Source organism: Actinomadura sp. NPDC000600 (assembly GCF_040492135.1).
Taxonomy (GTDB): Bacteria; Actinomycetota; Actinomycetes; order Streptosporangiales; family Streptosporangiaceae; genus Spirillospora.
Genome location: NZ_JBEUPD010000022.1, coordinates 76,003 through 87,219, shown reverse-complemented (window position 1 = coordinate 87,219; position 11,217 = coordinate 76,003). Strand labels below are relative to the sequence as shown.

Annotated in this window: 12 protein-coding genes; 7 read left to right on the top strand and 5 right to left on the bottom strand. The window is 74.3% G+C overall.

The annotated features are described in order from the left end of the window. Positions 1-113 precede the first annotated feature (113 nt). Positions 114-317, top strand: coding sequence for a cold-shock protein (locus ABWI07_RS28400; RefSeq protein WP_067639228.1), 204 nt, complete (start codon positions 114-116; stop codon positions 315-317). An 88-nt stretch (positions 318-405) separates the two neighbouring features. Here the strand turns inward: ABWI07_RS28400 and ABWI07_RS28395 are convergent, their stop codons facing one another. Beyond that, positions 406-1,590 (bottom strand): MFS transporter, encoded by a 1,185-nt coding sequence (locus ABWI07_RS28395; RefSeq protein WP_353820314.1) that lies wholly within the window; start codon positions 1,588-1,590, stop codon positions 406-408. Between the two features lie 77 nt (positions 1,591-1,667). Between ABWI07_RS28395 and ABWI07_RS28390 the strand changes: the two genes are divergently transcribed. Next, a complete protein-coding gene (locus ABWI07_RS28390; protein WP_235037426.1) occupies positions 1,668-2,687 on the top strand; it encodes an ROK family transcriptional regulator in 1,020 nt (339 codons plus the stop codon). On the opposite strand, the gene ABWI07_RS28385 is transcribed toward ABWI07_RS28390, so the two are convergent. After that, positions 2,684-3,358: a TetR/AcrR family transcriptional regulator gene (locus ABWI07_RS28385; RefSeq protein ID WP_353820313.1), complete on the bottom strand. Its 675-nt coding sequence runs from the start codon at positions 3,356-3,358 to the stop codon at positions 2,684-2,686. The two genes, ABWI07_RS28390 and ABWI07_RS28385, sit on opposite strands and share 4 nt — an antisense overlap. 131 nt (positions 3,359-3,489) lie before the next feature. Here ABWI07_RS28385 and ABWI07_RS28380 point away from each other — a divergent pair, with 131 nt between their 5' ends. Further along, positions 3,490-4,698 carry an RNA-guided endonuclease InsQ/TnpB family protein gene (locus ABWI07_RS28380; RefSeq protein WP_353820312.1) on the top strand — a complete coding sequence of 403 codons (1,209 nt, stop codon included), beginning with the start codon at positions 3,490-3,492 and terminating at the stop codon, positions 4,696-4,698. Positions 4,699-4,711: 13 nt separating this feature from the next. Here ABWI07_RS28380 and ABWI07_RS28375 read toward each other — a convergent pair whose 3' ends face one another. Next, positions 4,712-5,935, bottom strand: coding sequence for an acyl-CoA dehydrogenase family protein (locus ABWI07_RS28375; protein ID WP_149264724.1), 1,224 nt, complete (start codon positions 5,933-5,935; stop codon positions 4,712-4,714). Positions 5,936-5,981: 46 nt separating this feature from the next. Between ABWI07_RS28375 and ABWI07_RS28370 the strand changes: the two genes are divergently transcribed. Continuing rightward, a complete protein-coding gene (locus ABWI07_RS28370) occupies positions 5,982-6,728 on the top strand; it encodes an SDR family oxidoreductase (protein WP_149264725.1) in 747 nt (248 codons plus the stop codon). A 28-nt stretch (positions 6,729-6,756) separates the two neighbouring features. Beyond that, positions 6,757-7,713: a quinone oxidoreductase family protein gene (locus ABWI07_RS28365; protein ID WP_149264726.1), complete on the top strand. Its 957-nt coding sequence runs from the start codon at positions 6,757-6,759 to the stop codon at positions 7,711-7,713. Positions 7,714-7,726: 13 nt separating this feature from the next. Here ABWI07_RS28365 and ABWI07_RS28360 read toward each other — a convergent pair whose 3' ends face one another. Both ABWI07_RS28360 and ABWI07_RS28355 read right to left on the bottom strand, forming a co-directional pair. After that, a complete protein-coding gene (locus ABWI07_RS28360; protein ID WP_141576397.1) occupies positions 7,727-8,401 on the bottom strand; it encodes a response regulator in 675 nt (224 codons plus the stop codon). A gap of 39 nt (positions 8,402-8,440) precedes the next feature. After that, positions 8,441-9,691: a sensor histidine kinase gene (locus tag ABWI07_RS28355; protein WP_353820311.1), complete on the bottom strand. Its 1,251-nt coding sequence runs from the start codon at positions 9,689-9,691 to the stop codon at positions 8,441-8,443. A gap of 297 nt (positions 9,692-9,988) precedes the next feature. On the opposite strand from ABWI07_RS28355, the gene ABWI07_RS28350 reads away from it, so the two are divergent. Together ABWI07_RS28350 and ABWI07_RS28345 are read left to right on the top strand one after the other, a co-directional pair. Next, positions 9,989-10,492 (top strand): cysteine dioxygenase, encoded by a 504-nt coding sequence (locus ABWI07_RS28350; protein WP_353820309.1) that lies wholly within the window; start codon positions 9,989-9,991, stop codon positions 10,490-10,492. A 61-nt stretch (positions 10,493-10,553) separates the two neighbouring features. Continuing rightward, entirely contained in the window at positions 10,554-11,186 is a 633-nt protein-coding gene (locus tag ABWI07_RS28345; protein ID WP_149264729.1) for a class I SAM-dependent methyltransferase, read from the top strand. The last annotated feature ends 31 nt before the right edge of the window (positions 11,187-11,217 follow it).

Here is an 11,217-nt window from a genome sequence, read left to right as displayed (position 1 = left end):
CCAAGCAGTCTCGAAGCGTTTTCTCCGGGTGACCGGCGGGCGTGAGTGAGTCCGCTTGCAGCCCGGGCCGCCGACCGGCGGACCGGAGACGTTTTACCCGGAAGGGAAAGACCATGGCCGAAGGCACCGTGAAGTGGTTCAACGCTGAGAAGGGCTTCGGGTTCATCGCGCCTGACGGCGGCGGCCCCGACGTGTTCGTCCACTACTCGGCGATCACCACCAACGGCTACCGCAGCCTCGACGAGAACCAGCGCGTCGGGTTCGAGATCACCCAGGGCCAGAAGGGCCCGCAGGCCGAGGGCGTCTACCCGCTCTAAGGTCCTGCCGGATCTCAGATGAGGCCGGGGACGCTCTGCGTGTCCCCGGCCTTTCGCATGCCCGGCGGCCGTGCGCGGCCGGTCCCGCCTACGGCAGCGCAGACCCGGCGTGTTCGGCGGGCTCCGCCGGGGGCCGCGCGGTGGCGCCGCCGCGCGGGGCCAGCGCGCCGGCCGACACGGTCATCACCGCGACCACGCACGTGATCATCGCGAACGCGGCCGGGTAGGACAGCGCCCCGGCCGTCCAGCCGGTGACGGCGGGCGCGGTCAGCCCGGACAGGTAGGTGATCGTCGCGACGCCCGCCACGCCCTCCCCGGGGGTGGCGCCGGCGGAGCCCGCCGCCGTGAAGACCAGCGGCACGACCGTCGCCACGCCGACGCCGAGCAGCGCGAAGCCCCCGACGGCCGGCCAGGGCGCTCGGGACGCCGTGACCGTCGCGCCGCCGAGGACCGCCACCACGCCCGCGCAGCGGACCACCCGCACCGGACCGAGCCGCCGCACCAGCCGGTCGCCGAGGAGCCGGGTGCCCGCCATGCACGCGACGAAGACCGTGTAGCCCGCGGCGGCCAGCCCGGGGCCCGCGCCCGCCACCTCGGTCAGGTAGACCGCGGTCCAGTCGGTGCTCGCGCCCTCGGCGAACATGGCGCAGAAGCCGACGACGCCGATGGCGAGGACGGCCCGGGTCGGCAGGGCGAACCGGCGCGGCGCCGGAGCGCCGGGGTCCGGGCGGACGTCCAGCAGCCCGCGCCCAGCGGGCACGCCCGCCGCCACCAGCACGGCGGCGACCAGCCCGAGATGCAGCCGGGCGTCGATCCCCGCGTGCGCGGCCAGGATGCCGGCGCCGCCCGCGACGAGGCTGCCGACGCACCACAGGCCGTGCAGCCCGGACATGATCGGCCGCCCCAGGTGCCGCTCCACCGACACCGCGTGCGCGTTCATCACCACGTCGGACATGCCGGCGGCGGCTCCGAACAGCAGCATCGCCCCGAACAGGAAGGCGGGCGCCGGGGCGAGGGCGGGGAGCGCCACGGCGGCGCACCAGGCCGCGATCAGCAGGCGGGTCGCGCGGCGCTCGCCGATCCGGTGCGCGACGCGGCTCGCGGTCGGCATGCCGACGAACGCGCCGGCGGACGGGCAGAGGAGCGCCAGGCCGAGGACGCCGGGGGACAGGTCGAGCCGGTCCTGGATCCAGGGGATGCGGGTGGCGAGGGAGCCGGCGACGGCGCCGTGCAGGACGAAGACGACCGCGATGGCGCGGTGGGGAGACCTCATGGTCCCAAAAACTAACAGGCAGGCTTCCTGATGAAAAGAGAAAATCAGGCAGGCTCCCTGCCTACTAGCATGGGGGCGTGAAGACCGCCGACCCCACGATGGCCCGCGCGATCAACGACCGGCTGGCGCTCGACCTGCTGCTGGAGCGCGGCCCGCTGACCGCGCCGCAGCTGCGGACGCTGACCGGGCTGTCGCGCCCGACGGTGTCCGACCTGATCGAGCGGCTGCGCGCCGGCGGCCTGATCGAGGTGGCGGGGGAGGCCGGCGCCGACCGGCGGGGCCCGAACGCCCGCCTCTACGGGCTGGTCGCCGACCGTGCGCACATCGCCGGGGTCGACCTGCGCCGCGACGCCGTGCACGTCGGCGTCGCCGACATCGCGGGGAACCCGGTGGGGGCGGCGTCCCGGCCGCTGCCGCCGTCCCCCGACCTCGCCGCGGTCGTCGCCGGAGCCGTGGCCGAGGCGGCGGACGGCCGCACGCTGCACACGGTGGTGCTCGGCACCCCCGGACTGATCCATCCGCGCACCGGGCGCGCCACCGGCGACCACGTCCCCGGCGGCAGGCCCGACCTCGGGGAGGCGCTCCGCGACCGGCTCGGCGCGCCGGTGCTCGTGGAGAACGAGGTCAACCTGGGCGCCGTCGCCGAGCACCGGGAGGGCGCCGCGGCCGGCCGCGACGACTTCGCGCTGCTCTGGCTGGACGACGGCGTCGGCGGGGCGCTCGTCCTGGACGGGCGGCTGCGGCGCGGCGCCTCCGGCGGCGCCGGCGAGGTGGGCCTGCTGAAGTTCGGCGGCACGGAGTTCTGCAGCCTGCTCGACCCGGCGGCCGTGGCGGGCCTCGGCGACGAGGCGGTCGCCGCGCGCATCACCGAGGCGGTGTTCGTGCTCGTCGCCGTCCTGGACCCGGGGCTCGTCGTGCTCGGCGGGGCGTTCGGCCGCGCCGGCGGCGACCGGCTCGCGGAGCTGGTCGCCGGGCACCTGGGCGTCCTCAGCCCGGCCGCCACCGAGGTGCGGGCGAGCCGCGTCGAGGGCGACGCCGTGCTGCGGGGCGCGGTCCTGACCGCCCTCGACCTCGTCCGCGACGACGTCTTCGGCTAGGGGCGCCTCACGTTCGGCAGGCGCTCGCCCGCCCGGAGCCGGTCGAGGCCGAGCCAGATGAACTCCACGGCCATCTGCTCGGCGCGCTCGCGCGGCGTGTCGGGATGCTCCAGCCACCACGACACCATCGACAGCATCGACCCGTACATCAGCGGGACGAGCAGCCGCGCCCGCCGCTCGTTCACCGCGAGCGCGGCCGGCGACAGCGCCGGGTCGGCGCGGCGGCGGCGCAGCAGCAGGTCGGCGAACGCGGTGCCGAGGCGGTCGCGCAGCTCCCGCAGCTCCAGCCCCACCTCGGGCTTGTCGAGATGCCGGACCACGAGCGCCCACGCGTCCGGCTCCTCGGTGGCGTAGTCGAACAGCACCCGGATCATCGCCCGGATGCCGTCGGCCGAGCCGTGCGCCGCGAGCACGGCCCGGTTCAGCCTGCCGGTGAGCTCGGCGACGATCACCTCGGTGATCTCGGCGAACAGCTCCTCCTTGGAGGTGAAGTGCTGGTACAGCAGCGCCTTGGAGACCTGCGCCGCGGCCGCCACGTGCTCCATCTGGGTCAGGTGGTAGCCGCGCCGGCCGAACTCCGCGAGCGCGACCTGCAGCAGCTGCTCGCGGCGCCGGGCGTGCGGCATGCGCCGCCGCGCGCCCGGCGCCGCCTCCCCCGTGCCGTTCGTCATCGTTTCTCCTTCGTTTCCTCCCCGGCCTTCAGGCCGGGGAGGAAACAGGTCCTTGCGGAGTAGGTCGGCGAAGTCGGGGCCTTTCGCCGTCCGTCAGACTGGCTCGCAGTGCAGCTGCTAGAACGTGAGCCATGGAGCGGCAGGTCAGGCGGGCGTTCAAGTACCGCTTCTACCCCACCGGCGAGCAGGCGGCCGAGTTGTCGCGCACGTTCGGGTGCGTGCGGCTGGTGTACGACAAGGCGCTGGAGGAACGCACCCGAGCCTGGTACGAGGAGCGGCGCCGCATCTCCTACGCGCAGTCGTCGGCCTTGCTGACGCAGTGGATGAAGACCGCGGAACTGGCCTTCCTTGCCGAGGTGTCGTGCGTTCCGCTCCAGCAGGCGCTGCGGCATCTGCAGACGGCGTTCGCCAACTTCTTCGCCAAGCGCGCCGCCTATCCGCGCTACAAGTCGCGCAAGCGGTCGCGTGCGTCGGCCGAGTACACCCGCAGCGCCTTCACCTGGCGCGACGGGCGTCTGACGCTGGCGAAGATGGCGGCGCCGCTGGACATCCGCTGGTCGCGTCCGCTGCCCCAGGGGGCCGAGCCGAGCACGGTGACCGTCTCCCGCGACAGCGCCGGACGCTGGTTCGTCTCCCTGCTGTGCCAGGACATGGTCACTGCGGCTCCGCCCAGGGACGCGGCGGTCGGGGTCGACGCCGGGATCAGCACGCTGGTGGCTCTGTCGTCCGGGGAGAAGGTCGCCAACCCCCGGCACGAGCGCCGTGACCGGACCCGGCTGGCCAAGGCGCAGCGGAACCTGGCCCGCAAAGCCCCGGGTTCGGTGAACCGGGACAAGGCCCGCCGCAGGGTGGCGCGGGTGCATGTGCGGATCGCCGATCGGCGCCGCGATTTGCTGCACAAGCTGTCGACCCGTCTCGTCCGTGAGAACCAAACGGTCGTGATCGAAGACCTCACCGTCGCCAACCTGCTCAAGAACCACAAGCTCGCGCGCGCCATCTCCGACGCCGCGTGGCGGGAACTGCGGTTCATGCTGGAGTACAAGTGCGCCTGGTACGGCCGCGACCTGGTCGTGGTCGACCGCTGGTTCCCCTCCTCCAAGCTGTGCGGGGCCTGCGGCACGGTCCGCGGCAAGCTGCCGCTGGATGTCCGCGAGTGGACGTGCGGCTGCGGGGCGGTGCATGACCGCGATGTGAACGCGGTGCGCAACATCCTGGCCGCCGGGCTGGCGGTGTCCGCCTGTGGAGACGGTGTAAGACCTCAACGGGACTCCTCCCGGGCGGGGCGGTCGTCGGCGAAGCAGGAAACCCAGCGGGCGACCGCTGGAACCCCCCGCCGTTAGGCGGGAGAGGAAGTCAAGTGCCGAGGTACCTGCCGAGCTCGGCGCGGGCCACGGAGCGCACGTGGACCTCGTCCGGGCCGTCCGCGAGGCGCAGCGTGCGCAGCCCGGCCCACATCGCCGCGAGCGGGGTGTCGTCGCTGACGCCGGCGCCGCCGTGCACCTGGATCGCCCTGTCGACCACGTCCAGCGCGACGCGCGGGGCGATCACCTTGATCGCCGCGACCTCGGACCGGGCGGCCTGCACGCCCTGCTTGTCGATCAGCCAGGCGGTCTTGAGGGTGAGCAGCCGCGCCTGCTCGATGGCCATCCGCGACTCGGCGATCTGCTGGCGCACCACGCCCTGCTTGGCCAGCGGCCCGCCGAAGGCAACGCGCGACACCGCGCGCTCGCACATCAGCTCCAGCGCCCGCTCGGCCATCCCGATCGCGCGCATGCAGTGGTGGATGCGGCCGGGGCCGAGGCGGGCCTGCGCGATGGCGAAGCCGCCGCCCTCCTCGCCGACCAGGTTCTCCACCGGGACGCGGACGTCGGTGAAGGTGATCTCGCAGTGGCCGTGCTGGTCCTGGTAGCCGAACACGGGCAGCGGCCGGACGACCTCCACGCCGGGTGCGTCGAGCGGTACGAGCACCATCGACTGCTGCCGGTACGGGTGGCCCTCCGGGTCCGTCTTGCCCATCACGATCATGATCTTGCAGCGCGGGTCGGCGGCGCCGCTGATCCACCACTTGCGGCCGTTGATGACGTAGTGGTCGCCGTCCCGCTCGATGCGGGTGGAGATGTTGGTGGCGTCCGAACTCGCCACGTCCGGCTCGGTCATCGCGAACGCGCTGCGGATCTCCCCGTTCAGCAGGGGGACGAGCCACCGCTCCTTCTGCTCGGGCGTCCCGAACAGGTGCAGGACCTCCATGTTGCCGGTGTCGGGGGCGGCGCAGTTGGTCGCCTCGGGCGCCAGGTTGGGGGAGCGGCCGGTCACCTCGGCGAGGGAGGCGTAGTCGGTGACCGAGAGGCCGTGCGCGGGGTCATCGCTGTCGGGAAGGAACAGGTTCCAGAGGCCGCGCTTGCGCGCCTCCACCTTGAGGTCCTCCACGATCTGGGGGACGTGGTGCTCGCGGCCCGCCGCGCGCAGCTCCGCCCGCTGCGCCGCGTAGACCGGCTCGGCCGGGTAGACGTGGGAGTCCATGAAGTCCTGGAGGCGGCCGAGGTGGTCCCGGGCCCGCTCGCTCAAACCGAAGTCCATTCCGCTAGAGTAACTGACGAGTCAGTTACTTCGGGAGGAGTCCCCCATGGCACCCTTCGACGGCACCGGCAAGGTCGCGCTGATCACAGGCGGATCCAACGGCATCGGCGCCGCGGTGGCGCGCCGCCTCGCCCGCGAGGGCGCGCGCGTCGTGCTCGCCGACGTCGACGCGGAGGCCGGGGACGCCCTCGCCAAGGAGCTGGACGGCGCGTTCGTCCGCTGCGACGTGCGCGAGCCCGCCGACAGCGAGGCCGCCGTCGCGGCCGCCGTCGACCGCTTCGGGGGCCTGGACGTGGCGTTCCTCAACGCCGGGGTCGCGGGCGGCGGGGGCGTCGGCGACGACTTCGACCTCGCCGCGTACCGGCGGGCCATGGGGATCAACCTCGACGGCGTCGTGTTCGGCGCGCACGCCGCGCTGCCCGCGCTGCGCGCCCGGGGCGGCGGCGACATCATCGCCACCGCGAGCATGGCGGCGCTCACCGCGACGCCGTTCGACCCGGTCTACGGCGCCAACAAGGCGGCCGTGGTCGGGCTGGTCCGAGCCCTCGGCCCGACGTTCGCCGAGGAGGGCATCCGCGTGAACGCGCTGTGCCCCTCCTTCGCCGACACAGACATCCTGACCCCCATGAAGGGGCAGCTCCAGGAGACCGGCTTCCCGATCCTGGACGTGGGGGACGTCGTCGAGGCGTTCATGCGGATCCTGGACGCGGACGGCGCAGGCGAGGCCTGGTACGTGGTGCCGGGCCGCCCGTCCGAGCCGTTCCGTTTCCGCGGCGTCCCCGGCCCCCGCTGAGCGTCCGAGAGCTTCCGAGAGGAGAGTCATGCGCGCGATCCAGATCACCGAGTTCGGCGGACCGGAGGTCCTGACCGTCACCGAGCTCCCCGACCCCGTCGCCGGGCCGGGGCACCTGCTCATCGACGTCTCCCGGGCCGGCGTCAACTACGCCGACACCCACCAGGCCGAGAACAGCTACCTGTCGGAGTCCACACTGCCGATGGTGCCGGGCGGCGAGGTCGTCGGGACGACCCCGGACGGCCGCCGCGTCGTCGCACTGGTCGGCACCGGCGGCTATGCCGAGAAGGCCGTCGCCCCCGAGGCGCTGGCCTGGGACGTCCCGGACGCCATCGACGACCTCACGGCCCTCGGCATGATCGTCCAGGGGGCGTCGGCTTGGGTGCTGCTGCGCCGCAGCGTCCACCTGGAGCCCGGCGAGTCCGTCGTCGTGCACGCCGCCGCCGGCGGGGTCGGCACGATCGCCGTGCAGCTCGCCAAGGCCTGGGGCGCCGGGCGGGTCATCGCCACCGCCTCCTCCAAGGAGAAGCGCGACCTCGCCCTCGACCTCGGGGCCGACGTCGCGATCGACCCGAACGTGCCCGACCTCACCCGGGCGCTGATCGACGCCAACGAGGGCAGGCGCGTCGACACCGTCCTGGAGATGACCGGCGGGACGGTGACCGACCAGAGCCTGCGCGCCCTGGCCCCGTTCGGCCGCCTCGCGTTCTACGGCATGGCGTCGCGCACCGAGCCCTCGCCCGTCCGGCCCGCCACCCTCATGTCGCACTCCACCACGATCTCCGGCATGTGGCTGGCGCACGTCTTCCAGCTCCCCGGCAACGTGATGCGCCGGGCGCTGGACGAGCTGTTCGGCCTCGCCGCGGAGGGCGGGCTCCGCGTCGTCGCCGGCGGCGAGTACGGGCTGACCGAGGCGCGGCGGGCCCACGAGGACCTGCGCGCCCGCCGCACCACCGGCAAGCTCGTCATCGACCCGTCGCGCTAAGCCCCCGGCCGGGCTAGCCGACGAGCCCGTTCTCGTAGGCGTAGACGACGGCCTGGGTGCGGTCGCGCAGCCCGAGCTTGGTCAGCACGTGGCCGACGTGCGTCTTGACCGTCTGCTCGGCCAGCACCAGCTCGGCGGCGATCTCGGCGTTGGACAGGCCGCGCGCCATGAGGCGCAGGACGTCCAGCTCGCGCGGCGTCAGCCCCGCGGTCGCCTTCGGGCTCGGCCGCTGGTGCCGGCGCCGGCGCGCGAAGTCGCCGATCAGCCGGCGGGTGATGGACGGGGCGAGCAGCGCGTCGCCCGCCGCCACGACCCGCACGCCGTTCACCAGGTCGGCCGCCGAGGCGTCCTTCAGCAGGAACCCGCTGGCCCCCGCGCCGAGCGCCTCGTAGACGTACTCGTCCAGGTCGAACGTCGTGAGCATGAGCACCTTGGGCCGCGCGCCGGCCGGGTCGGCGTCCGGATCGGGGGCGCCGGCCAGCTCGGCGGTGGCGGCCAGGCCGTCCATCTCCGGCATCCGGATGTCCATGACGACCACGTCCGGGTCCAGCCGGCGGGCCATCTCCACCGCCTCGCGGCCGTTGCCCGCCTGGCCGATCACCTCGATCCCCGGATCGGAGGACAGCAGCGCCGCGAGCCCGTCGCGGATCATCACCTGGTCGTCGGCGATCAGCACACGAATCGTCACGGCACAACCCTACGGGTCGAGTGATCGGCGCGATCCGGACTAGTCCGGATCGCCGTAGGGCAGTTCGGCGACGACCGACCAGCCGGCGTCGTCGCGGGGGCCCGCCTCGATGCGGCCGCCGAGCATCGCGACGCGCTCGCGCATGCCGACCAGGCCGTGGCCGCCGCCCTGCGACTCCTCCGGCGTGCTGCGGGCGCCGTCATCGGTGATCGACACCACCAGCGCCTCGGTCCCGTACCGCACCTCGACGTGCACCCGGGAGCCCGGCGCGTACCGGGAGGCGTTGCTCAGCGACTCCTGCACGATCCGGTACGCCGACAGGTCGACCCCGGCGTTCAGCGGCCGCGGCATCCCGACGACGGCCGTCGCGACCGCGAGTCCGGCACGGCGGGCCGCGCCGACCAGGTCGTCCAGCCGCTCCAGGCCGGGCTGCGGGGCGCGCTCGGCGCTCTCGTCGTCGGCGCGCAGCAGCCCGACGACCCGGCGCGTCTCGGTGAGGGCCTCGCGGGCCGCGTCCCGGACGACCCCGAACGTCTGCCGTGCCGCGTCCGGCAGGTCGGGGATCTTGAACGGGGCGGCCTCCGCCTGCATCGCGATCACCGACATGTGGTGGGCGACGACGTCGTGCAGCTCGCGGGCGATGCGGGCCCGCTCCTCCAGCACCGCCTGCCGGGCGAGGTCGCGCCGGTGCTGCTCCTCGCGCAGGCGCAGCTCCTCCACGGCCGAGTGCCGCCCGCCGACCGCGTCGCCGAAGGTGAGCGCGACCGCGGCGATCCCGGCGAGGATCGTGGCGAACCAGCCGGGCATGCCGAACAGCACGGCGGGCACCAGCACGCCGGCGATGGTGACCGCGCCCACCCCGACGGTCGTCTGCCGCGCGGCGCCGACGCCCGTGAAGAACAGGATGACGACCAGGGCGAGGATCGCCGTCACCGGCCACGGCATGAACCCCTCGCCGTGCCTGACGAAGACCGTCAGCAGCAGGCCGATCGCCGCGACGCGCCAGGCGGCGATCGGCCAGCGGGCCGCGAACACCAGGGGTGCCGCCTGGAGCAGGCCGAGGGGCCAGGCCAGCTCCGCGTCGACGCGGTACTGCGTGATGGAGATGGCGATGGAGCCGGCGGTGAACCCGATGGTCAGCGCGACCAGGACGGCCAGGATCGGGAAGCGCAGCGCGGGGTGGGCGGGCAGCAGGGTGACGGCCGGCTCGTCGTGGCCGGGCACGAGGGCGGCGCGGACGCCGGCGGCGAGCCGGGTGCGGCCCGGCGCGGGGCGGACTGGATCGTTCATTTGGGTGCGAGCCTAGAACGCCCGGACCCCCGGCGGCCTGCCTCCGCGGAGGGAGATCCGATCCGGCCCCTGGGTATCAGCCCTGGCAGCGCTCTCGGGACGTTCGGGAGGGCGTCAAACAGCTATTTCCGATTGACTTTATAGGAAATCTGCGCCACGCTGGTCCCGTGTCGATCTCCGGACTCCGCTACGAGCGCCTGCACGTCGACCTGCGCCGCCAGGCCAGCGCGCTGTGTCGCCGCCCGCCCCGCTGAAACGCGACGACGAACGGCAGCGCACCGCTAGGAGAACGACCGCATGACCGTCACCACGACCGGCCTCGCCGTGCCCGCGTCCACCGGCGCCCCCTTCACGCCGCGGCGGCTCGCCGAGCGGGCGCGCCGGCTCGCGACCGACCCGGGGGAGTGGCTGCACCGGGTGCGCCTCGACCCGCAGGGGCGCTGGTACGAGCGCGTCCACCAGGACGCCGACCACGAGATATGGCTGATCAGCTGGCTGCCCGGCCAGTCCACCGGGTTCCACGACCACGGCGGCTCCGCGGGCGCGTTCGCGGTGGCCCTCGGGGCCCTGGAGGAGCAGCGCGCCGGCGCCGCGCGCCGGGTCGGAGCAGTGCACGGCGTCGGCGCCGGGCAGGCCCGCTCCTTCGGCCCCGGCTACGTCCACGACGTGCGCAACGCCTCCGACGCCCCCGCCGTGAGCGTCCACGTCTACTCGCCGCCGCTCACCGCCATGCGCCGGTACGACGTGGACCCGGGCGGCGGCCTCGTCCGGCTCGCCGACGAGTCCGCCGCCGACTGGTGAGGCCGGGCCGCCCGGGAGCCGCGATCTTGCGGTGATCGCCGGGGCGGCGGACACTGCGGGAATGACCGACCTGAGTCATCCCATTTTCGCCCGGCTCTACCCGCGGCTGGACGCCGGCTGCGCCAAGGCGGGCGGCGACGCGCTCCGGGCCGAGCTCCTCGCCGGGGCGTCCGGCCGCGTGGTGGAGGTGGGCGCCGGGTACGGGGCCAACTTCGCCCACTACCCGCCCGAGGTCACCGAGGTCGTCGCCATCGAGCCCGAGCCGCGGCTGCGCGCGAAGGCCGGCCACGCGGCGGACCGCGCGCCGGTCCCGGTCACGGTGCGCCCCGGCCTCGCCGAGGACCTCGACCTCGACGACGCGTCCTTCGACGTGGCCGTGGCCTCGCTCGTGCTGTGCTCGGTCCGCGACCCCGTCCGCGCGCTGGCCGAGCTGCGGCGCGTCCTCAAGCCGGGCGGCGAGCTGCGCTACTACGAGCACGTGCGGGGCGCCGCCCCCGGCAAGGTGCGCTTCCAGCGCTACGCCGACCTGCTGTGGCCGTTCTTCGCCGCCGGATGCCACGTCTCCCGCCCGACGGACGAGTGGATCGCCGGCAGCGGGTTCACCGTGCGGGAGGAGCGGCGGTTCGAGTTCCCGGAGCAGGGCCGGGCCAACCCGGCCTCCCCGCACGTCATCGGGACCGCCGTCCGGGACTGACCGGACATCACCCGCATAAGGTCCGGCTCCC